The sequence below is a fragment of the Pseudomonas sp. Sample_21 genome (assembly GCF_004307525.1).
In the GTDB taxonomy this organism is placed as follows: domain Bacteria; phylum Pseudomonadota; class Gammaproteobacteria; order Pseudomonadales; family Pseudomonadaceae; genus Aquipseudomonas; species Aquipseudomonas atacamensis.
In genome coordinates this window covers 1-21,149 of sequence record NZ_RCNZ01000118.1, presented here as the reverse complement: position 1 = coordinate 21,149, position 21,149 = coordinate 1, and the positions used below count along the sequence as shown (strand labels likewise).

General features: G+C 61.1%; 18 protein-coding genes and 1 pseudogene. 8 read left to right on the top strand and 11 right to left on the bottom strand.

Annotated features, from left to right (window positions below):
* From D8U71_RS28675 to D8U71_RS22905, 5 genes and pseudogenes are all read right to left on the bottom strand, one after another.
* Positions 1 to 207 (bottom strand): annotated as a pseudogene (locus D8U71_RS28675) (FAD-binding oxidoreductase); the annotation flags it as partial.
* A gap of 18 nt (positions 208 to 225) precedes the next feature.
* On the bottom strand, positions 226 to 1,590 hold the full coding sequence (locus D8U71_RS22920) for a glutamine synthetase family protein (RefSeq protein ID WP_130888751.1): 1,365 nt from the start codon (positions 1,588 to 1,590) through the stop codon (positions 226 to 228).
* Between the two features lie 619 nt (positions 1,591 to 2,209).
* Positions 2,210 to 3,109 carry a bestrophin family protein gene (locus D8U71_RS22915; protein ID WP_130888750.1) on the bottom strand — a complete coding sequence of 300 codons (900 nt, stop codon included), beginning with the start codon at positions 3,107 to 3,109 and terminating at the stop codon, positions 2,210 to 2,212.
* A gap of 25 nt (positions 3,110 to 3,134) precedes the next feature.
* Entirely contained in the window at positions 3,135 to 4,133 is a 999-nt protein-coding gene (gene moaA, locus D8U71_RS22910; RefSeq protein WP_016775169.1) for a GTP 3',8-cyclase MoaA, read from the bottom strand.
* A 119-nt stretch (positions 4,134 to 4,252) separates the two neighbouring features.
* Complete coding sequence (locus D8U71_RS22905) at positions 4,253 to 5,104, bottom strand: CAP domain-containing protein (protein WP_130888749.1); 852 nt, start codon at positions 5,102 to 5,104, stop codon at positions 4,253 to 4,255.
* A gap of 198 nt (positions 5,105 to 5,302) precedes the next feature.
* Between D8U71_RS22905 and D8U71_RS22900 the strand changes: the two genes are divergently transcribed.
* Entirely contained in the window at positions 5,303 to 5,923 is a 621-nt protein-coding gene (locus D8U71_RS22900) for a cell wall hydrolase (RefSeq protein ID WP_016775167.1), read from the top strand.
* On the opposite strand, the gene D8U71_RS22895 is transcribed toward D8U71_RS22900, so the two are convergent.
* Positions 5,920 to 6,633: a murein L,D-transpeptidase catalytic domain family protein gene (locus D8U71_RS22895; protein ID WP_016775166.1), complete on the bottom strand. Its 714-nt coding sequence runs from the start codon at positions 6,631 to 6,633 to the stop codon at positions 5,920 to 5,922. The genes D8U71_RS22900 and D8U71_RS22895 overlap by 4 nt on opposite strands.
* A gap of 152 nt (positions 6,634 to 6,785) precedes the next feature.
* Here D8U71_RS22895 and D8U71_RS22890 point away from each other — a divergent pair, with 152 nt between their 5' ends.
* The 3 genes from D8U71_RS22890 to D8U71_RS22880 all read left to right on the top strand — a co-directional run bounded on the left by D8U71_RS22890 (position 6,786) and on the right by D8U71_RS22880 (position 13,443).
* Positions 6,786 to 8,402, top strand: a complete 1,617-nt coding sequence (locus tag D8U71_RS22890; RefSeq protein ID WP_130888748.1) for a L,D-transpeptidase family protein — start codon at positions 6,786 to 6,788, stop codon at positions 8,400 to 8,402.
* Between the two features lie 189 nt (positions 8,403 to 8,591).
* Positions 8,592 to 10,172, top strand: coding sequence for a hypothetical protein (locus D8U71_RS22885; RefSeq protein WP_130888747.1), 1,581 nt, complete (start codon positions 8,592 to 8,594; stop codon positions 10,170 to 10,172).
* A gap of 55 nt (positions 10,173 to 10,227) precedes the next feature.
* On the top strand, positions 10,228 to 13,443 hold the full coding sequence (locus tag D8U71_RS22880; protein ID WP_130888746.1) for a hypothetical protein: 3,216 nt from the start codon (positions 10,228 to 10,230) through the stop codon (positions 13,441 to 13,443).
* 129 nt (positions 13,444 to 13,572) lie between these two features.
* On the opposite strand, the gene D8U71_RS22875 is transcribed toward D8U71_RS22880, so the two are convergent.
* The 4 genes from D8U71_RS22875 to D8U71_RS22860 all read right to left on the bottom strand — a co-directional run bounded on the left by D8U71_RS22875 (position 13,573) and on the right by D8U71_RS22860 (position 17,714).
* The gene (locus D8U71_RS22875; protein ID WP_130888745.1) at positions 13,573 to 14,415 is read right to left on the bottom strand and encodes an NAD-dependent protein deacetylase; all 843 of its coding nucleotides are present in this window, start codon (positions 14,413 to 14,415) and stop codon (positions 13,573 to 13,575) included.
* Positions 14,416 to 14,469: 54 nt separating this feature from the next.
* Positions 14,470 to 15,516 carry a class I SAM-dependent methyltransferase gene (locus tag D8U71_RS22870; protein ID WP_125926918.1) on the bottom strand — a complete coding sequence of 349 codons (1,047 nt, stop codon included), beginning with the start codon at positions 15,514 to 15,516 and terminating at the stop codon, positions 14,470 to 14,472.
* A 150-nt stretch (positions 15,517 to 15,666) separates the two neighbouring features.
* Positions 15,667 to 16,977, bottom strand: coding sequence for a HAMP domain-containing sensor histidine kinase (locus D8U71_RS22865; RefSeq protein WP_110600973.1), 1,311 nt, complete (start codon positions 16,975 to 16,977; stop codon positions 15,667 to 15,669).
* On the bottom strand, positions 16,974 to 17,714 hold the full coding sequence (locus tag D8U71_RS22860; protein WP_024013314.1) for a response regulator: 741 nt from the start codon (positions 17,712 to 17,714) through the stop codon (positions 16,974 to 16,976). The genes D8U71_RS22865 and D8U71_RS22860 overlap by 4 nt, the downstream gene beginning before the upstream one ends.
* Positions 17,715 to 18,011: 297 nt before the next feature.
* Between D8U71_RS22860 and D8U71_RS22855 the strand changes: the two genes are divergently transcribed.
* From D8U71_RS22855 to D8U71_RS22845, 3 genes are all read left to right on the top strand, one after another.
* Positions 18,012 to 18,275, top strand: a complete 264-nt coding sequence (locus D8U71_RS22855) for a DUF2790 domain-containing protein (protein ID WP_016775158.1) — start codon at positions 18,012 to 18,014, stop codon at positions 18,273 to 18,275.
* 33 nt (positions 18,276 to 18,308) lie between these two features.
* Positions 18,309 to 18,731, top strand: coding sequence for a hypothetical protein (locus D8U71_RS22850; protein ID WP_122751049.1), 423 nt, complete (start codon positions 18,309 to 18,311; stop codon positions 18,729 to 18,731).
* An 88-nt stretch (positions 18,732 to 18,819) separates the two neighbouring features.
* Positions 18,820 to 20,031 carry a cytochrome c biogenesis protein DipZ gene (locus tag D8U71_RS22845; RefSeq protein ID WP_130888744.1) on the top strand — a complete coding sequence of 404 codons (1,212 nt, stop codon included), beginning with the start codon at positions 18,820 to 18,822 and terminating at the stop codon, positions 20,029 to 20,031.
* 18 nt (positions 20,032 to 20,049) lie between these two features.
* On the opposite strand, the gene D8U71_RS22840 is transcribed toward D8U71_RS22845, so the two are convergent.
* Positions 20,050 to 20,511, bottom strand: a complete 462-nt coding sequence (locus D8U71_RS22840) for a GNAT family N-acetyltransferase (RefSeq protein ID WP_125926920.1) — start codon at positions 20,509 to 20,511, stop codon at positions 20,050 to 20,052.
* 230 nt (positions 20,512 to 20,741) lie between these two features.
* On the opposite strand from D8U71_RS22840, the gene D8U71_RS22835 reads away from it, so the two are divergent.
* Positions 20,742 to 21,149 (top strand): class I SAM-dependent methyltransferase (locus D8U71_RS22835; protein ID WP_130888743.1); only part of this gene is annotated, 408 nt, incomplete at its 3' end.

The window sequence follows — 21,149 nt, the reverse complement described above, 5'->3', positions numbered from 1 at the left end:
GTGCCGGCCTTGCAGGGTCGGGTAGTCGGTGTCCTGGTTGAGGGTGGCGGTGTAGTAGGAATTGCAGCGAATGGTCATGTCGGGGTCCACAAAAAATTCAGGTTCGAAGTGCATTCCCTGTGGGAGCGAGCCTGCTCGCGAAAGCGGTGTGTCAGTCACCCAAAATGTTGAATGTGATGACGCCTTCGCGAGCAGGCTCGCTCCCACAGGTTCGGTGTCGGATCTTTAAGCCTCGGTGAGGTACCACCGCCAATCCTGCTCACCCACTTCAGCCATGAACTGCCGATACTCGGCACGCTTCACCGCCAGATACACCCCAAGGAATTCCTGCCCCAACGCCTCCCGTGCCCACGTGGAATTTTCCAGCGCTTGTAGCGACGTCAGCCAATCGGTCGGCAACAATTCCTTTGCCTGAGCGTATCCATTGCCCTCGACCGGTGCCCCCGGATCCAGCTCTTCACGAATGCCACGGTGAATGCCGGCGAGGATCGCTGCCGCTGCCAGATACGGGTTGGCGTCGGCGCCGCAGATGCGGTGTTCGATGTGTCGTGTCGGCGCCGGGCCGCCGGGTACGCGCAGGCTGACGGTGCGGTTATCGACACCCCAGGTCGGCGCCAGTGGCGCGTAGCTGTTGGCCTGGAAACGCCGGTAGGAGTTGGCGTTGGGGCAGAACAGCAGCAGCGAATCGAGCAGCGAGGCGAGCATGCCGCCAATCGCCGTGCGCAACAGTGGCGTGCCGGCCGGGTCTTCAGAAGCGAACAGATTACGCCCCTCGGCATCGGCGAGGCTGACGTGCATGTGCATGCCGGTGCCGGCCAGATCATCGAACGGCTTGGCCATGAACGTCGCCTGCATGCCGTGCTTGTGCGCCACGCCTTTGACCAGACGCTTGTAGCGCACCGCCTGATCCATCGCTTCCAGCGCATCGCCGTGTTCAAGGGTGATTTCCACTTGCCCCGGGGCGTATTCGGAGATCGCCGTGCGCGCCGGAATACCGTGCAGTTTGCAGGCGCTGTAGAGGTCGGCGAGGAACGGCTCGATCTGCTCCAGCTCGCGCAAACCGTAGACTTGCGTGTGTCGCGGTCGCCCGCCGTCAGCGTCCAGCGCTGGTTGCGGGCGGCCGTTGTGATCGCGTTTGGTGTCGAGCAGATAGAACTCCAGCTCGCAGGCCATGATCGGGTGATAACCCTCGGCCTTGAGCCCGTCGATGACCTTGATCAGCAGGTGCCGAGGATCAGCAATGCTCGCCGGCATGCCCTCGCTCGGGTGCATGCTGACCTGCACCGCAGCGGTCGGAATCTGCCGCCACGGCAGGCGCACCAGACTGCCTTGCAGCGGATAGGCGCGGCAGTCGATATCGCCCACATCCCAGACCAGTCCGGAGTTTTCCACGTCCTCGCCTTGTACGGTCAGGCCGAGGATGGTGCTCGGCAGCGGTCGGCCGCTTTCATACACGGCGAGCAGTTCTTCACGGTGCAACAGCTTGCCGCGCGGCACGCCGTTGGCGTCGAGAATGAACAGTTCGATCATGTCGATATCGGGGTTCTGTTCGAGGAACAGGCGTGCGTCTTCGATGGCTGCGAATTTCATGGCAAATCACTCACGGTGGCGCCGCACAGGCGCGCAGATTCGGCCGGACACGACGCGACAAAAAGGCGTAAGTGTCCCGGCAGGGATATCAGGAAAATCGGGAAATTGACTGTCGCGGTTACAGCTCACGCGATCAGGCAGGAATGGCGATATCCGGCGGGCGTGCGGAGTGACGCAGCTTGGAACGGCGCAGGGCCATGGGCAGATTGACGATGCGGTTCATACGCGGCCCCTGTTGCAGTGGGCGCGTACAGCAGAGACGTGCAACCTTTGCGGTTGTTGTGGTGACGTACTCATAACGCGTGTTTCCGTTGGCGGAAAGCGTCGGCGGCTGGGCAGGCCCGGCGACCGGTGTGCCCGGATAGTAAGGGGGAATTTGCGCGCGTGTAAATGGAAGATTCGTCGGTGGCGCTTTCCAGCGTTTGGGCTAATTGACCGAGTTGCCTTTTTCGCGAGCAGGCTCGCTCCCACAGGAGAATGCATTTCAACTGTTTTCGCGAGCAGACTCGCTTCCGCAGGAGAGTGCATTTCAACTGTGGGAGCGAGCCTGCTCGCGAATGGCCGCACCTCGGTCCCGAGCGGACGCGCCGGGCCATGTCGTTGCTTGCCGCTGAGCCATTCAGCGCAGCACGTAATCGTCCGGTTCCGGCGCGGGCGGCAACGGCGAGACGCCGAGTTCGTACAGCACATCGCGCTCCAGGGTGCGCACCAGCGCATCGGTCGGCAGATCGTTTTCATCGCGGCCGAACGGGTCTTCGAGTTCATCGGCAATCGCGTCGAAGCCGAAAAAGGTGTAGCTGACAATTGCCGTGAACAGCGGCGTCAACCATCCCAGCGATTGCGCCATGGCGAACGGCAGCAACAGGCAGAACAGGTAGATGGTGCGGTGCAGCAGCAGGGTGTAAGGGAAGGGCAGTGGCGTGTTCTTGATGCGGTCGCATACGGCCTGGGCCTGGCTCAGGCAGGTCAGGTGATTGGCCAGTAATTGATAACGCCATGGCGATAGCACACCGGCCGTTTCCAGCTCGGAACACTGGCGCCCGACCTGATGAATGATCTGGCCGCAGTGATCCGGCGCGGACCCATCGATCGGCGGGCTGACCCAGTCGGTGCTGGCCTGCTCCTCACTGTCTCCACGCAACCGCGCATTCAACGCGTGGGCGAAACCGCACAGGTTGCGCAACAGTTGTCCACGCAGGCGCGTGTCATCGATGCCTTGGGTTTCGCGCATCACCGCGCGCACCCGCAGCAGCACCTCGCCCCAGGCCTTGCGTCCTTCGTACCAACGGTCGTAACAGGCGTTGTTGCGAAAGCTCAGGAAGATCGACAGCGACAGGCCGAGCAGGGTGAACGGCGTCGAATTGATCTGGGCGAAGTAGCTCGGCACCAGAAGTTCGATCAGCACAATCGCTGCCGCCAGCAGTGTCAGCATCAAAGTGCGCACGGCGATGCGTTTGGCGATCGAGCCTCTGAGGGTGAACAGCACGGCGAACTGATTGGGTCTCGGTCTGACGATCATCTCGCGGTCCCGGTTGCGCGGCGGATCAGCCGCCGGTCATGTTCATGAAACGCACCACTTGCACGTCGTCGTTGACTTCGAAGTTGTGTCGATACGGCTTGAGTTTCATCGCCTCGATGATCGCGTTCTCCAGACGTTCCGGGTGGCCCGGATGGGCGCGCAACACCGCTTTGAGGTCCATCGAATGCTCGTTGCCCAGGCACAGCAGCAAGCGACCTTCGACGGTCAGGCGCACGCGGTTGCAGGTACCGCAGAAGTTGTGGCTGTGCGGTGAAATGAAGCCCAGGCGAATGTTCGGCGCTTCGGCCACGCGCCAGTAGCGCGACGGCCCTTGCGTCGATTCGGTCGAGTCGATCAGGGTAAAGCGTTCGGCGATGCGTTCGCGTACTTGCGCGCTGGAGTAGAAGGATTCGGCGCGGCTGTGTTCGGCGATCGCGCCCAGCGGCATCTCTTCGATGAAGGAAATATCCAGATCACGCTCGATGGCGAAACTGACCAGATCGTTGATCTCGTGATCGTTGCGGCCCTGCATCACCACGCAGTTGAGCTTGGTGCGGGTGAACCCGGCGGCACGCGCGGCATCGATGCCGTCGATGACCTGCGCCAGATCGCCGGTACGGGTCAGCTCTTTGAAGCGCTGCGGATCGAGGCTGTCGAGGCTGATGTTCAGGCGCTTGACCCCAGCGTCGAACAGCGGCTGGGCCAGTCGGCCCAATTGTGAGCCGTTGGTGGTCAGGCACAGTTCGCGCAGGCCGGGCAGGGCGGCGATCTGTTCGCAAAGTTGCACGACACCAGGCCGGATCAGCGGCTCGCCACCCGTGAGGCGGATCTTGCGCGTGCCGAGGGCGACGAAGCTTTGCGCTACCTGGAACAGCTCTTCGAGGGTGAGGATCTGCTGGCGTGGCAGGAACTGCATGTCCTCGGCCATGCAATAGACGCAGCGAAAATCGCAGCGGTCGGTAACCGACAGGCGCAGATAATCCACGCGGCGGTTGTGACCATCGATCAATTCACGCTGTGTCATGGGCTCGCCTCGTGGATGTGGAGCGCCGTCAGCGGGCGCAGATCGCGCAGGGTAGGCTGCACTCGCCATGCCGTCCAATCACTCTGGCTGACCGAATGATTGACGGCGTCGATGATGCCTTACGGTGCGCCAAACATTGCCGTCCAGTAAATGCCGGCGTTGCTTTTCGGATCGGTCGCGTACGCGGCGCCCAGTTCCTGATATTGCGGATTCATCAGATTGGCGCAATGCCCGGGGCTGGCGAGCCAGCCGTCGACGACCTTGCCGACGGTGTCTTGCCCGGCGGCGATGTTCTCGCCGACCAGTTGCCCACTGTAACCGGACAGCTCGGCGCGGTCGCCCGGCGTGCGGCCGTCGCCGTCCTTGTGGTCGAGGTAATTGTTGTTGGCCATGTCGCGGCTGTGATCCTGAGCGACCGTGCCCAGCGTGGCGTTCCAGGCCAGCGGTGCTGCCGCCGCGAAGGACTGGCCGCCGCACTGGCGCGCCTGGCCGCGCGCGGTATTGAGTTGCGCCAGCAGCTTTTGCCCTTCGCTTTGTGCATCGCCGAGTTTCGCCGTCAGCAACGGCCGCGCGAGGACGATGCGCCAGTCGCGGTCGACACGGTTGACGCCAATATCGACAAACTGCGGATCGAGCACCACCTGACAGAAGCTTTCCTGAATCGCCTTCATTGCTGACGCCGCATCGCGCGGGCCGTTGAGGGTGATCGCCTGCACGTTGACCATCGGGTACTGGGCGCTGGTCATGGCCTGCTGCAGATCGACCGCGCCGCTGGCCGGCAGGCGCAGCCGTGGGTCGGCCGACAGCGGTGGCAACTCGTTCGATGCCTGCGTGCCGCAACGCTGCGGCTGGCTGCGATAGCTGTTGATCGACTCGATCAATTGCAGTTCATCGGCAGCCAGCGCCGAGGTGGCGAACACCACGCCCAGCGACAGTGCGGCACAACGCAAAACGGACGGCATGAAGCGCATGGAAATCTCCCTTGAGCTGAATGCGCCCATGATGCGCGAAAGGCCCCCGGTGAGTGAATGTGTTTTTCTTTGCGGCGGATTTTTTTCTGCGCTGGTGTGCCCGCGCATTTGCTCGCTACACTCTGCGAAGACCCCGCAAACCGGGCGTCTCACCGACGTAACATCTTGCCCCGGGCGGGCGCTGACGGAAGAATCGACATGGGATCGAAAGGCTTGGCGGGCGGTTTGTTGTGGATCTTTTTGACCGGCGCAGCATGGGCCGGGGCGCAGGCGCCGATCGAGGCCAAGGCCGAACAGAAAGCCGAGGTGCTGGAGGAGAAAGCGGCGGATAAAGTCAGCGCCGCGCCAGCGCCAAAATCCGAGGCCATCACCCCCACCGAAGCGCAGGCGGTAGACCCGGCCGGCGCCGCGCCGCTGGACGATCCGCTGACCTGTCTGGCGCGCAGTATCTATTGGGAAGCCAAGGGCAAGGACACCCCGGAAATGGAAGCCGTCGCCAGTGTGGTGATGAATCGCCTCGGCCACGACGGCTTTCCCGACACGGTGTGCGCGGTGGTCAAGCAAGGATCGGAAAGCGGCAATTGCCAGTTTTCCTGGTGGTGCGATGGCAAGCCCGATCAGGTCAAGGAAGACGCCGAATACGCGTTGGCCAAGGAAATCGCCGGCAAGGCGTTGAACCGTCAGCTCAAGGACCGCACGCGCGGTGCCCTGTATTTTCACGATCGCGGCGTGCACCCGAGCTGGGCCAAGGCCTATCGCAACACCGCGCAGACCGGCAGGTTCCTGTTCTACAAACCCGCCGGCGGCGACGCGCGTTAACTGGCGTGGGTGTTGAGAATGCTCGCCACCTGCTGCGGCTGGCAGTTCAGATACGGTGACTTTTGCAGCCAGCGCTGATCCGGATACCAGGAAAACATGAACTGGCCGTTCTTCAGGCGATCGATCACCTGTTTGGCGATCTGCGGCCGCACGGCGGGGCAACCCTGACTGCGGCCGATACGCCCCTGACGCTTGCTCCACAGCGGGTTCACGTAACTGGCGGCATGAATCACGATCGCGCGATCACGGGCCAGATCATTGAAACCGGGTTCCAGACCATCCATGCGCAGCGAATAGCCGTGAGTACCTTCGTAGCTTTCCTGAGTGCGGAACAGACCGAGGCTGGACTGATAACTGCCTTCGCGATTGGAAAACTGCGTGGCGAAGTTTTCCCCGGAGTTCGAACCGTGGGCAACCAGATCACGCAGCACCAGTTTCTTTTTGCTCAGATCGAAGATCCACAGGCGGCGTTCGGTGGACGGTTGCGAATAATCGATGATCGCCAGATGCCGCGAGGGTTTCGCGCCGTTGTTGACCGCGCATTGCATGGCGTTCAATGCACCTTTGAGCGCCTGGGGATTGAGTTCCGGCGCGGCGTGGGCGAGGCTGTTGTAGAGAACCGGCGATGGCTTGCCGGCGGCAAATACTGGGCTGGTCACGGCGACAAGGGTCGCGGTGCTCAACAGAAGTCGGCGCAAAAACGTCAACATTTTATAAAGTGTCCTCAACTTGCTACATAAACGGCACTTTGGCTCCTGACTCCCAGTCAATACCCGCAGGCTCGCGGTTCGAGCCTGACTGTTCAGCGCACCTGATGTAAGGTTGACCGTCATCTGGACGGCCATGGATTGGAGTAAAGCAGTTGTTCAAAAAGTACGCATGCTACTTGAGCATTTGTTTGCTCGCTGCGCCGTTTGTCGCTTGCGCCGATGAGCCGCTGCCCCCGCTCGAAACCCTGCCGACGCCTGAAACGCAATTGCCGGTCGAGCCGCGCAGCCCGTTGCAGGCGGTTTTGATCAGCCTGGCGCAGTCGTGCCCGGCCATCGCTCCGCGTCTCAATGGCCCGGCGTTGAGCCAATTGCAGGCGTTTTATGAACAGCAGGACTGGATGCCGGTGTGGGCGAGTGAGTCGGCACGCTTGCCGGCATTGCGCGCGCAATTGCAGCTGCTGGCCGATGATGGGTTGAATCCGAATCGCTACGCCGTGGCCACTACGCCGCCGCAGGATGGCGAGTTGTGCGCCGACATCGACATCAGCCGCAACTACCTGCAGGCCTTGCAGGATCTGCATTACGGCCGTCTGTTGCAATCGCATTTCGAACCGCTGTGGCGTGTCGACGGCCCGCCGACCGACCGTCAGGCGCAATTGCTCAGCATTGCCGTGCCGGGCATGAACGATATTGCTGCGGCGTTCGACCTGGCGCGTCCGCATCTGCCGCAATATCAAAGCCTGCGTCAGATGTACGCCGCGCAACGCTTGCAAGCCTTGCCGCAATGGCAGCCGGTGGGCAACGGCCCGTTGCTGCGTCCGGCGATGGAAGACCCGCGCGTGCCGGAACTGGCCCGGCGCTTGTACAGCGAAGGTTATCTGGCACACGCACTGGTGACACCGGACAACGCCTACGATGACGTGCTGGTGGAAGCCGTGAAGCACTTTCAGGCCAGCCATTCGTTGCAGGCTGACGGCGTGGTCGGGCCGGGCACGATTGCCGAGCTGAACATCAGCCCGCTGACCCGCCGCGATCAGTTGCGCGTCAATCTCGAACGTTTTCGCTGGATCGCCCAGGACATGGAGCCCAGTGGCCTGGTGGTCAACGTGGCCGCCGCTGAGCTGACGCTGTATCAGAGCGGTCAACCGGTGTGGCAGACCCGCACCCAGGTTGGCCGCGCCGAACGCCAGACGCCGCTGCTCAAATCCCGCGTCACCCGCCTGACGCTGAACCCGACCTGGACCGTACCGCCGACCATCTGGAAAGAAGACAAGCTGCCGGAAATCCGCAAGGACCAGACCTTCCTCAGCCGTCAGAACCTGCAAGTGCTCGATGCCAACGGCCAGCCTCTGGCGGCGGCGGACATCGACTGGGACAACCCCGGCAACATCCTCCTGCGTCAGGACGCCGGCCCGCGCAATCCGCTGGGGCAAATGGTCATCCGTTTCCCCAACCCGTTCTCGGTCTACCTGCACGACACGCCGAGCAAGGCGCTGTTTGAAAAAGGCCCACGGGCGTTCAGCTCCGGTTGCGTGCGGGTCGAGCACCCGCTGCAACTGCGCGATCTGCTGCTGTCCCCGGCGGAAAAAGCCCGCACCGAGACTTTGCTGGCAACCGGCACCACCCATGAATTTCGCCTGTCGGCGCCGGTGCCGATCCTGATGACCTACTGGACGGCGCAAGTCGACAGCAGCGGCCATGTTCGTTATGCGCCGGACATCTACAGCCACGACAGCGCATTGCTGGCGGGGCTGGATCGGGCGCACTAAGCCAGAACACTTCGGTCAGTTCCCTCTCCCTCGGGAGAGGGCCAGGGTGAGGGGCCGCTGGGGCTAACCGACCGCCCGTCGGATTGCCCCGCCTACCTGTAATTTCTGACAGTAGACAGCGCAACACCCCCGAGGGGTAATAGCGTCCAAGCATTGCACGCTCAGCGAATTGCAAACAAGGACGCCCCCATGTCGGACTTCGACTTCGATTCAACCCTGTTCCCCATCAAGTTCGAGGCGGGCATCTCCCCGGTAATTGTCGAGCCGGATGTGCCAGGCGGAGTCCCGTTGGAAGGCCTGGCCCACAGCGCATTCAAGGATAATGCTCCACAAATCAGCGCGACCTCGGCACGTATCGACCCTCCAAGGGGAGAGTACCAATCGATATCGGTATACACAGTGGCACTGGACGAGGAAGTCCCGCTGCTGGTTGATGTCATCGTTCCAGACGTCCCTGATCAGCCTGTGATTTTCGACGTTGCCGAGTCGCTGTTCGTTGAAGGCATCAATGTTTTCTACTACGTGGTCAAGCGCAGCAGCGGCAACAGCAGTCCATCAACCCACGCCTGGGCGCTTTATCACTATCAGCCACCCGGCGGTAAAAACGTGCCGGGTACTTGCGACCATCCTTTTCTGGCAATCACTCTCCCGCCTGAACTGGGCAACCCGCCGCAGATTGGCCGGGACGAGGCCGCCGCCGGGGTAAAGTTGACGCTGGATTATCCGCATGATCATGCCTACGACAAAATCATCCTGAAGCTTAATGGCCGTCGCTTCACTCATGTGCTCAAACCTGAAGAGCAGGGCAAGCCGATCATCATTACGCTGACCCAAGCCATGTTTGAACAAGCGGGTAACAGCCCTTTGTTCGAAATCCGTTATACCGTGATCACGCAATTGAACAACCCCACCGAGTACAGCCGTGAGTCCGCTGCGATTGTCGCCAACGTCGACCTCGACCGAGTCGCGTTTCACGCGCCGATTTTCCGTGAAAATCCCAATGACGAAACCGATGATGCGCAGATCATTGATCGCGACGAGCTGGGGGGAAGGCCTCTGTCGGTCATCGTCAATCCGCGATTACCGACCTTTCAGATGAATGACAGCATCAGTGGTTTGGTCACCGTCACCCCGCCCGGTCATTCGTTTCCGCTTAGCGGCATTATCGAGGCCGATGGCAGTGGGCAACTGCGGCGTTGTGTCATACAGGTGCCGAACAACTTGTTCGTTACCGGCAGCGATGTTCGCGCCTCCTATGTAGTGAAGCGCGGGGGGCTGCCGGTCGGCCAATCGGCCACTGCCACAGCAACCGTTATTGGTTCCGGTCAGTTACCGGGGGACGGATTTATCGGCGAGCCGGAATTTCCGGTCCTGAACGTCAATGGCGCCATCGGCCTCAATCAGTTGATCGAAGGCCCCGCCGGTCTGCATAACCCGGTTCGAATCGCCCTGACTTACACCCACGCAGCCGTGGGTGATGCCATCGAACTGTTTTTTGTCGGCTACGACACGCTGGATGTCGGCGGTAATCCGGTCACCAAAGCGTCCTATAACCCGCAGCCGCCCTCTGTAATGACCCAGGAAGACCTCACCCGCGGTTACTTCGATTTTCCAGTGCCGGCGCGGCACCACTTCGCTGTTTGCAGCCGCGGCAGTGTCGAGGCCTGGTTGATCGTCAGCAACGGGAGCGGGCCGACGACCTCGCGCAAAAAGCGAGTGAATTGCGACGTCAAGAAGCCGGGTGACAGTTGGTGTCCGGAATTTTATTAGCGTTGCCCGCCTGCGAGGCATGTCGCCGCGCTGGACTTTCACAAGGAATGTAATCATGACCATCAAAGAAGTGTCTGTCCCGGCGCTCACCGAAAACAAGCCGCTGGCGCTCAATGCGCCTTCCATCCCAGCCGCGATTGCCAACGGTGGCTTGCGCTGGCAAGACCTCAACGATCCTGAGAGCCCGGTGCGTGTGCAGATTGTCCTGCAGCCCGGCGCCGTACAACTTAATGACCTCGTCGAACTGAAGTGGCAGGAACTGCCGGCGGAGAGCACCACGGTCGATGCCAATCATCTGAGCACTGGCGTCATCCCCCTGGATGTCGACCCTGCGGACATCCTCGAACACGCCGACGGATTGCACACCTACCAATATTTTGTCACCGCTGCGATTGGCGGCCAGACCGATCCCTCACCGCCGGCCACGGTCAAGGTCAAGCGCCTGCTCCCTGGCGGCAATACCGGTGACGATGCCGGCACCGAATACATCAACGAAAACCTGCGCGCGCCCACCGGCGTCCCGCCTCTGATCGATGACGCCATCGCCGAACCCGGCATTACCGTGACCTGTGGCGTCTACGACAATATGGCCGTCGGCGACATCATCCAGTGCGACTGGGGCGGTCAGCGCCAGACGCACCCGCCGCTGACCACGTCCGAGGTGGGCAAACCGGTGGATTTTCGAGTGGAAAAGGCTTCGCTGATCGCCGCCCCTGGCCGGGTCATCGTGCGCTATGACATCCGTGACGAGGTCAACAACTGGTCGCGCTGGTCGCTGCATGTCACGACCGATGTCGAGGCCGGGGGGAACCTGCTCGCCGCGCCGCGCGTGGTGGATGCCGTCAGCGGTGTCATCGAGCTGGTCAAGTTGGGCAACCAGGATGCCAAGGTGCAAACCCCGGTGTACACCGAGCGTATGGACCCGGGTGATCGGGTGTACCTGTACTGGCTCGGATACACCGCCGAAGGCCTGGAAGTCAGGGTGGAACTTGATAAGGAAGTGAAGACCGAAGACATCGGCTGGCCACTTGATTTCGATATTCCCAACGACAAGGTCCGGGCCATTGCCCAAGGCAATGCCGTGGTGCGTTATGAGGTAATTCCACTTGTCGGCACACCCCGGCGCTCGCGACGGACCACGGTGCAAATCATCGGCCAGGTCGAACAACTGTCGGCACCGAGCGTCGAGGGGGTGGTAGGCGATGTACTGGACCCGGCCAGCCTGCCGCCTGAAGGCGCTCTGGTACGCATCGAAAAACATGATCTGATCGAGGGGGGCGACTCTATCCTCCTGCTGTGGGACGGCAAAACGGCGAGCGGAGCGAGCCTGCCGCACACCATTCCAATCCCGGTAACGGGCAGCGGCGCGCAAGACGGCATCGAGCGTCGTGTCTCGCCGATCCACATTACGCCGCTGCAGGGGGGCACGCTCACCGTCAGCTACACCCTGACCAAAAGCGGCGGTGAAACCCTGCCTTCCTATCAATTACCGCTGCAAGTCAAAAGCCTTGGTGCCAAATTGCCCAAACCGACGGTGGATTTCGCCCAAGGGGACACTCTGGATCCTGAAGCGGTGCCGGTCGACGGCACCTATATTCGGGTCAACTACGACATCGAAACCGGCGATCGCATCGACGTCCACTTGGACGGTATGCTGGATTTCACCGACTGGTTCCAGGTCCCGGCCAACTGGGGCGCAAAGGAAGTGGAATTTCCTGTGGCGAAAAGATACGTCGATCTGAACAAGGACCAAACGGTAAAGGTTTTTTACATCGTGACCCGAGACGGGCAACCGTTGCCTGCGTCGATGGAGCAGCCGCTGCTGATCGGCACGGCCGTGGAGCTGAATGCTCCTCGCATCAAGGAGGCCGATGACAACAGCCTCGATCCGCTCAAGGCCAAGGCGTTGACCGCCATCGTTCCTGCTTACGACAACATGGTTGGTACCCAATTAAGCGTGACCTGGACAGGTACGGCCGGAGCCGGGAGCCACACCACCGAACCCGTCCAGGTGACCACCCAGGGTGACTGTGCAGTCCCATTGCCCAATGGGGTGCTGGCGTTCAATCTGAACAGGCCGGTGACGGTGCATTACACCGTGATTCGAAATGGCTCACCGAAGGATTCCAAGCCATTCATTCTGGCGGTGCAGCCGATTGCACAGCAGGACCCGGCCATGGGGCGCCCGCGGATCATGCAAGCAGCCAACGGCGGTGAGGGACCGGAGTTCGACGTCAGCCAGTCGACCAGCGACGCGACCATCAGTATGAACAGCTGGCCGCTGATCGCGCTGCGCCAGTACGTCTGGCTGCGCCTGAGCGGCACCAATAGCGACGGCAGTCCTTACACCCAGACGTTCTGGCAACCGCCGAGTTCACAGACCAACCAGAGATGGATCGACCAAGGCTATTACACCCACCCGATCCCGCTTGCCGCGCTGCAGAATTTGAAGGATGGGAGCGAGTTGATTGTGGAGTTTAAGGCTGGGTTAGGTGGGAGCCAAGTGGAGGCGGAGGCGCTGACGTTTCAGAGGATGAAGTACATCGTCAAGGCCTTAGTGGCGCTGACTCCGGTAATCACCTCGGTAAAAGGCTTGCTGAGTGGTGAGGAAATTCGTGACGGAGAAGATACGGTCGAGACGAGTGTCGTCCTGAGTGGTACGGCGTCGGCAAGCCAGAAAATCCAGCTTTACAATGGCGTGGCTGTGGTTGGAACAGCGGTGACTGTGGACGCTGACGGTAATTGGACTCGACAAGTAAATGACTTGTCTGCTGTGAGATATGTCTATACCGCCAAAGCTTTGTATGGCAGCGGGCCGGTTTCAGCTCCACCAATAGTTTTCAGCGTGATAGCTCCGGTATTGGGAGAAAATTTTGAAACTCTTGATGTCGGAGATTACGCCTCTTATATCGATACCCCTGGGATGGAAATAACTGCATCGCCCCCCTCTAAAGTTTTGATTAACCAAACGCCCGCAGATTCACCAACGCAAATTCGGGGGAAGTTTTTAGTGGCGTCGCTATTTTCCGAGATAAGGTTTGAATTTAAATTTACCTATTCAAAAGTCAGTTTTTATTGCGCTGGAGTGGACTTCGCTAACGTGGTTAACTTTTTTGATCGGGCGGGTAATTATTTGGGAAATGCAGCTTTGGAAGTAAATCCTTTTGGTTCTCAGTTGGTTGAATTTAGTGCCGTCAATGTAAAAAAGATGAAAATAACATCGAGCAGAGGCGATACCCTGAGTTTTGATGGTTTCACTTTTTTAATATAGTTAAAGGGGCAGTTTGGCTGATGAGCCAAGGCATCAACGTCGGCCACTCCCGGCCTCATCAGGCTGGTACGTACAAGTAAAGCGCCAGGGTGAGGGGCAAATCTCAAGTCGAGCGCAATACTCGAAAACTCACCGCCCCAGCTCCTCCACCAACCACGGCAAAAGCTCCTCACACGAGCCTTCAATCTTCAAATCGAGCAGATCATCCGCCCGGGTCTTGCCCAGATTGATCGCCATCAACGGCTTGCCATGCTCGGCAATCACCCGACACAAGCGAAACGCCGAATACGCCATCAACGACGATCCCACCACCAGTAAACCCGCCGCATTCTCGGCGGCGGCCAGCGCCCGTGCGGCTGTCGGTTGCGCCACGTTCTCGCCGAAAAACACCACATCCGGTTTCATCCGCTCACCCGCGCAATGCGGGCACTGCGGTACCTGAAAGCGCGCTTCAAATGCCGGGTCGAGCAAGGTATCGCCATCCGGCGCCTGCACCGCATCAACACCACTCAGGTAGGGATTGTGTGCCTCCATCTGGCGCTGGATCGCGTCGCGCTCGCTGCGCTGCCCGCAATCCAGGCACAGCACTCGATGCAGGCTGCCGTGCAGTTCGATCACATCGTGGCTGCCGGCCTGATCGTGCAAGGTATCGACGTTCTGCGTGATCAAAGCGCTGATCCGGCCACGCTGCTGTAACGTCGCCAGCGCCTCATGCGCGGCATTCGGTCGGGCCTTTCGCACGCGCGGCCAGCCGAGCATGGCCCGCGCCCAGTAGCGCCGGCGTGATTCCGGGGCGGCGAGAAACTCCTGATACATCATCGGCTGCCGCCCGCGACGGACGCCGTCACTGTCGCGATAGTCCGGAATGCCCGATGGCGTGCTGATGCCGGCGCCGGTCAATATCAGGAATTTATCGTCGGCCATGGCCTGCAACAGCATATCGAGATGTTCGCGGATCGGGCTATCGAGCATGCTCAGCACTCCAGAATGGGTAGTGCCGGCAGGTTAGCACGCGATCCGCACGGGTTACTTGCGCGCCTCCAGAATCAGGTTGAACGGTGTCTGCGTGGCGCGGCGGAACTGCTTGAACCCGGCCTCGACAAAGACTTTGCGCAGGCGCAATTCACCGGCCTGCGCACCGAGCCCGAGGCCGACTTCCTGGGACAGCGAATTGGGCGTGCAGATAAACGTCGAGGCGGCGTAGAACAGGCGCCCGACCGCGTTGAGATTGTCGTCCAGTTTGTCGTTGGCGAACGGTTCCACCAGCAACACCGTGCCATCGTCCTTCAGCGACTCATAAGCGTGGCGAGCGGCGCCGACCGGGTCGCCCATGTCGTGCAGGCAGTCGAAAAAGCAGATCAGGTCGTAGTCGCCGCCGGGATAGTTTTTCGCCGTGCCCTCGAAGAATCTGGCGCGATTGCCCACGCCACCTTCTTCGGCCCGTTGCGTAGCGACTGTGACTGACGGCGCGTGGAAGTCGAAGCCGACAAACTGCGATTTCGGAAACGCCTGAGCCATGATCACTGTCGAGGCGCCGTGACCGCAGCCAATGTCGGCAACCTTGGCCCCGCGTTCCAGCTTCGCCACCACGCCGTCCAGGGCCGGAAGCCATTCGGCAATCAGGTGACCTTTGTAGCCGGGGCGGAAGAAGCGTTCAGTGCCGCTGAACATGCACGGGTGGTGATCGCCCCAAGACAAGGCGCCATTGCCGCGCATGACCTTGACCAGTTTGTCCTTGTCATGGAAAAACGACGCCACCACGCCGAGACCGCCAGCGACATACACCGGCGAATCCTCCACGGCCAGCGCCAGTGCCTGTTCTTCAGGCAAGCGAAATTGACCGTCAACGTGTTCCATATAGCCCGATGCGGCATGGGCGCTGAGCCATTCGCGTACCAGGCGGGGATTGCAGGTGGTTTTCGCCGCGAGGGCTTCGGGGCTGATCGGTTGGCTGTCGGCCATTGCCCGGTACAGACCGAGTTCTTCGCCGACAATGACATTGGCCAGCATCGCCGCACCACCCATGTCGTTGACCAGTTTGCCCATGAATTCGTTGAGCTTCGCCTCATTCATCACGTGTGCTCCTGAAACAGGATCACCGTCCGGCGGCGTTGAATGTCGAGGCAGGCGCCACCGGGCGGTGGTCACGGATTGGGGCAGGGCACAGCAGACGTCCTGCGGCCCCCTCGACTGGGTAATGAATGAGTCTAGTCGGTGTTTTTCTCAGCGTGGCAGCGGCAACTTCAGTTCAGCGCACAACCCGCCACCTTCACGATTGCTCAACATAAGCGAGCCACCGAGCGCCAAGGCCAATTGCTGGGCGATCGCCAGTCCGAGCCCGGTGCCGCCGGTGTCGCGGTTGCGCGAGTTTTCCACGCGGTAGAAGGGTTCCAGTACCTGCGCCAGTTCGGCCTCGGCGATGCCCGGGCCGCGATCGAGGACTTTCACCGACAGGCTGTTGCCCTGCGCTTCGACCTGCAATTGCGCGGCGCCGGCGAATTTCAGGGCGTTGTCGGTCAGGTTCACCAGCACCCGGCGCAGGGCCTGCGGGCGGGTTTCGATTACCGCTTTGCTTTTGCCGCCGAGCTGCACGTCCTTGCCCATGTCCTGATAGTCGAAGACCAGGCTGTCGAGGAACGAGTCGAGATCAGTACGCCGGCTTTCTTCGGTGGCGCCGTGAACGCTGCGAGCGTAGGCCACGCCTTCGCGCACCAGATGTTCGATCTCGCCCAGGTCGCTGCTCAGTTTGTCTTTCTCGACCGAGTCGTCCATGAATTCTGCGCGCAGTTTCATCCGGGTGATCGGCGTTTGCAGGTCGTGGGAAATCGCCGCGAGCAGTTGCATGCGTTCTTTCAGGTAGGCGGCGATGCGCGTCTGCATGGCGTTGAACGCCCGTGCCGCGTGGACAACTTCGGTCGGCCCTTGCTCGTCGAGTTTGATCGGGTGCGCGTTGGGGTCGAGGGTTTCCACCGCGTTGGCCAGGCGGGTGAGGGGACGGATGGCAATGCGCACGGCGAGCCAGGTGCAGAGGATCAGCAACGCCAGTTGGCCCAACAGCACCACCGGCAACCACGGTGACAACGGCACCATCGCCGGGCGGATATCGATGGTCACCGGGCTGCCGTCGCTCAGGCGCAAGTGGCCCTGGAAATGTTGTCTCGGACCGCCGGGAACTTCGGTAAACACGATGGGATAAGTGTCGCCGATGGCCGCCGTAATCGAGGCGATCGCGACGGACTTTTCAGCCGAGGTCACCGGCATGCCCGGTTCGCCCTCATTGAGCAGGTAGCCGTAATTGCGCCGGGCCAGACGCGGCAGCCAGGCCTCGCGTTCGGCGGCGGGCAGGCGATCGAGGATGGCCATCGACGTCGAGACGTCGGTTTCGAGGTTGCCGAGCATGGTGCTTTTCGCGCTCTGGTAACGCTCGTAATACTGCGCGCCGAACGACAGGCCCTGCGCCAGAATCAGCCCGATCAGGAAGATCAGCGACAGGCGCGAGGCGAGGGTGCGCGGCCATTGCAGCTTGAGTTTCATGCCGAAGCTCCGAGCAGTTCGACCGGCAGCGAAAACACATAACCTTCACTGCGCACGGTCTTGATATAGGCCGGCTCGCGAGCATCGTCCAGCAGGCGTTGACGCAGGCGACTGACCAGCAGATCGATCGAGCGATCGAACAGATCGGCCTCGCGGCCCTGGGTCAGATTGAGCAGTTGATCGCGGCTGAGCACCCGTTGCGGATGGTCGAGGAACACCCGCAGCAGGCGGTATTCGGCGCCGCTGAGGGCAACCATGGTGCCGTCGCTGTCGAGCAAGTGGCGGGCCGAGGTGTCCAGCTGCCAACGACCGAACGCCAGCAGGCGTCCGGCTTCGGTGACCACCAGATTCGGCGGCAACATGCGCGTGCGGCGCAACACGGCGTTGATCCGCGCCAGCAGTTCGCGGGCGGCGAAAGGTTTGCTCAGGTAATCGTCGGCGCCCATTTCCAGACCGATGATGCGATCGGTCTCATCGTTGCGCGCGGTGAGCATCAGCACCGGCGTCGCCTTGTGTTTGCCCACACGCAATTCGCGGCACAGCTGCAGGCCATCGTCGCCGGGCATCATGATGTCGAGCACGATCAGGTCGACGGTGTTGGCATCAAGGAAGCTGCGCATCTGCCGGCCATCGGCGACCACTGTTGTGCGCAGGCCGTTCTTCTTCAGGTAGTTGCCTACCAGTTCACGGATCTCGCGGTCGTCGTCGACGATGAGAATGTGATCGACATGTTCCATCGGTTCAAGCCTCTGTCAAAGGGGGAATGCCGTGCAGTCTATAGCGCCGTAGACCGCACGCCTGCCTGCCTTTGTATTGCAGTGTATCTGCCGCAGCGGCGGATACACACCGACGCAAAATCACGATTTTTTCGGGGTTTTGTATCGCTCTGTATCTACACGCTGCATGGATACACAACGAGTGATTCTCGTCCTTTCCTGACACAGACGCGATACCTCGAAGGCCTCAAATAGGCTCCATCGAGGCACACACAGACCGCCTCGGCTCAAACCCACTGAAGCCTTGAGGACTACACCATGAACAACAAATCCGTATTCGCCGCCTGCCTGTTCGCCGCTCTGAACATCTGCACCCTGTCGGCCCACGCCGAAGCTGACGTCAGCCGGCAAACCTACACCTACGGCACGCATCTGGATATCCAGAAAGTGCTGTCGATGACCGAAGACACCTCGGTGACCTGCGGCATCACCGAGGCGCGCATGACCTACCTCGATTCCGCCGGCAAAACCCGCGAGCTGGATTACAGCAAATTCGCTGACGGCTGCAACAACCAGAACTGAGTCATCCCTACTTTTTCTGCAAGGAGTTTTGCCATGAACAACGTCTCGCGCTTTCTGACCGCAGCAGCCTTCGCCTTCACCGGTGCCGCCGCCCACGCCAACAGTGCTGTGGAGCAGAGCAGTTGCGCCAGCAGCACCTGCTTCCAGCTGACCACCGTGGCGAAGGAGGGCAGCGATGCCTTGATCGCCGCTGACGGCTCCAGCCGCACACCGCAGGGGCAGATGGTTGCCGCTGACGGTTCCAGCCGCACACCGCAGGGGCAGATGGTCGCCGCTGACGGCTCCAGCCGCACGCCGCAGGGGCAGATGGTTGCCGCTGACGGTTCCAGCCGCACACCGCAAGGCCAGATGGTCGCCGCTGATGGTTCCAGCCGTACACCGCAAGGCCAACTGGTCGCGGAAAACGGTGCCAGTCGTACGCCTCAAGGGCAGTTGCTCGACGGCCAGATTGCATGAGCCACGGTGTAAATAAAGCGAGCTAGCGAGGGGACGTTTCCCTCGCTGGCCGGTTGCGTGCCCAGCCCCCATTCCAAGGTGACCCCTTATGTACCTCATCGCATTTCTCGGCGGTCTGCTGACCGTTCTCAGTCCGTGCATCCTGCCGGTGGTGCCGTTTCTGTTCGCTGGCGCAAACCGTACCCGTTCCTCGATCTTCCTGACCCTCGCCGGCATGGCGCTGACCTTCGCGCTGATCTCCAGCCTCGCGGTGGTCAGCAGCGAGTGGGTGATCCAGGCCAGCAACACCGGCCGCCACGTCGCCTTGCTGGTCATGGCGCTGTTCGCCCTGTCGCTGATCTCGGCCCGCGTCGGTGACTGGCTGACCAGGCCGTTTGTCGCGCTCGGCAATCGTCTCGATCAGGACACGCGTAAACGTGCCGGACCGATGGGCTCGATCATGCTCGGTGTCGCCACCGGCCTGTTGTGGGCGCCGTGTGCCGGGCCGATCCTTGGGGTGATTCTGACCGGCGCGATGTTGCAAGGCGCCAATGCGCAGACCAGCCTGTTGCTGCTGGCTTACGGCGTCGGCAGTGCCTTGTCGCTGGGCACGTTGATCTTCGCCGGGCGCGGTCTGGTCAATCGGCTGAAACCGTCGATCCCGTTCAGCGGCTGGTTGCGTCGCGGTGCCGGGGTTGCGGTGCTTGCTACGGTCGCGGTGATCTCGACGGGCGCCGACAAAACCCTGCTCGCCAATACCTCTTCCGAGGGCGTGGCCAGCGTCGAGAAAAACGTCCTGGAAAACGTGCCGAAAGTGGTCGACTACTTCGTCAGCAAGGTCCGCGCCGATTCGATGATGGACGAGGCTCGGGGCGCAATGCCGTCGCTGTCGGGCGCTGTGCAGTGGCTCAATTCACCAGAGCTCAGTGCCGAATCCCTGCGCGGCAAAGTGGTGCTGGTGGACTTCTGGACCTACGACTGCATCAACTGCCAGCACACCCTGCCGTACGTCAAAGACTGGGCGAAGAAATACGAGAAGGACGGCCTGATAGTGATCGGCGTGCACACCCCCGAATACGGCTACGAGCGCATCATCAACAACGTCAAGGATCAGGTGAAAAAACTCGGCATCACCTACCCGGTAGCGATCGACAACGACTATGCGATCTGGCGCAACTTCGACAATCAGTACTGGCCGGCGCATTACCTGATCGACGCCAAGGGCCAGATGCGTTACAGCCACTTCGGTGAAGGTCGTTATGCCGAGCAGGAGCAGATGATCAAGCAGTTGCTGGAGGAGGCGAAAGCACCGGCAGCCTGATCAAAAAAAACCAATGGCTCACAGGTCGCGGACCATGAGCCATTGTTGTTTTTCCCACGCCTGGAAACCCTCCAATAGCTGCCAGCCGCGTTTACGGTAGTAGTCGTGTTTGTCTTGCGTGTGCAAGTACAAGCGCGACACCCCACGCTGCTTTGCTGCCTCGCAAATCCCTTCAATCAGCTGCTCCGCCAACCCTCGCCCGCGCGCCTCGGGATCAACGAATACGCAGGCGAGCCATGGGCCGAGATCGGCGCGATCAGCCAAGTCGTTGCGGGCCAGTGCGGCACCACCGAGCAGGCGTTCACCGTCCATGGCAATCAGGCACGACCATTCACCATTGCTTTGGCCCTCGGCAAATTCGCGCTGCCATTGAGCCAGGGGCTGGTCGGCGTATTCGTAGTGGAATTGTTGGTGAATCCACGCCGCGTAGCGATCGCTGTGTTGCATGTGCGCGGCGAGCCAGTCGAGGTGCAGTGACATCGGTCGAGTCCTTTGCTTGGGCGAGCCCGCATCAGAAACCAATCCCGCAACGCTGACAATGCGCAAGGTGTATCAGGCGCTTGACAGATCTTCACCACTCATCGGCAAAGTGCCCGGTTTACGGGGTTGCCGGACGATTGACAGGGACGCCGGGCAGCCTCGGCGCGATAGTGAGCAAGCACGGTCCGCGTCGCAGCCTGTGCTTTCTCTCTGCCACGGAGCTCGCTGTCATGAGTACCCCGATTGATCTCACTGCCCTGAAGGAACGTCAGAAAGTCGCTTGGGCCAGTGGCGACTACGCCGTGATCGGCACGACTTTGCAGATCGTCGGTGAAAGCCTCGCCGAGGCCTGCGATCTGCGCTGTGATGAACAGGTGCTGGATGTCGCCGCCGGTAACGGCAACGCCACCCTGGCAGCGGCGCGGCGCGGTTGTGTGGTGACCTCCACCGATTACGTCGCGGCACTGCTAGAGCGTGGTCAGGATCGCGCCCGGGCCGAACATCTGGAGGTGATTTTTCAGGTGGCCGATGCCGAGGCTTTGCCTTTTCCCGATGAAAGCTACGACGCCGTGTTGTCGACGTTCGGCGTGATGTTCGCGCCTGACCAGGTCAGCGCCGCTAATGAGCTGGGGCGGGTC

Coding starts and splice junctions, on each gene's coding strand:
- D8U71_RS22875 (WP_130888745.1), bottom strand. CDS start 14,415: ATGCTCGATAGCCCGATCCGCGAACATCTCGATATGCTGTTGCAGGCC.
- D8U71_RS22840 (WP_125926920.1), bottom strand. CDS start 20,511: ATGTCACTGCACCTCGACTGGCTCGCCGCGCACATGCAACACAGCGAT.
- D8U71_RS22880 (WP_130888746.1), top strand. CDS start 10,228: ATGACCATCAAAGAAGTGTCTGTCCCGGCGCTCACCGAAAACAAGCCG.
- D8U71_RS22885 (WP_130888747.1), top strand. CDS start 8,592: ATGTCGGACTTCGACTTCGATTCAACCCTGTTCCCCATCAAGTTCGAG.
- D8U71_RS22855 (WP_016775158.1), top strand. CDS start 18,012: ATGAACAACAAATCCGTATTCGCCGCCTGCCTGTTCGCCGCTCTGAAC.
- D8U71_RS22895 (WP_016775166.1), bottom strand. CDS start 6,633: ATGTTGACGTTTTTGCGCCGACTTCTGTTGAGCACCGCGACCCTTGTC.
- D8U71_RS22905 (WP_130888749.1), bottom strand. CDS start 5,104: ATGCGCTTCATGCCGTCCGTTTTGCGTTGTGCCGCACTGTCGCTGGGC.
- D8U71_RS22900 (WP_016775167.1), top strand. CDS start 5,303: ATGGGATCGAAAGGCTTGGCGGGCGGTTTGTTGTGGATCTTTTTGACC.
- D8U71_RS22860 (WP_024013314.1), bottom strand. CDS start 17,714: ATGGAACATGTCGATCACATTCTCATCGTCGACGACGACCGCGAGATC.
- D8U71_RS22920 (WP_130888751.1), bottom strand. CDS start 1,590: ATGAAATTCGCAGCCATCGAAGACGCACGCCTGTTCCTCGAACAGAAC.
- D8U71_RS22915 (WP_130888750.1), bottom strand. CDS start 3,109: ATGATCGTCAGACCGAGACCCAATCAGTTCGCCGTGCTGTTCACCCTC.
- D8U71_RS22845 (WP_130888744.1), top strand. CDS start 18,820: ATGTACCTCATCGCATTTCTCGGCGGTCTGCTGACCGTTCTCAGTCCG.
- D8U71_RS22850 (WP_122751049.1), top strand. CDS start 18,309: ATGAACAACGTCTCGCGCTTTCTGACCGCAGCAGCCTTCGCCTTCACC.
- D8U71_RS22870 (WP_125926918.1), bottom strand. CDS start 15,516: ATGAATGAGGCGAAGCTCAACGAATTCATGGGCAAACTGGTCAACGAC.
- D8U71_RS22865 (WP_110600973.1), bottom strand. CDS start 16,977: ATGAAACTCAAGCTGCAATGGCCGCGCACCCTCGCCTCGCGCCTGTCG.
- moaA (WP_016775169.1), bottom strand. CDS start 4,133: ATGACACAGCGTGAATTGATCGATGGTCACAACCGCCGCGTGGATTAT.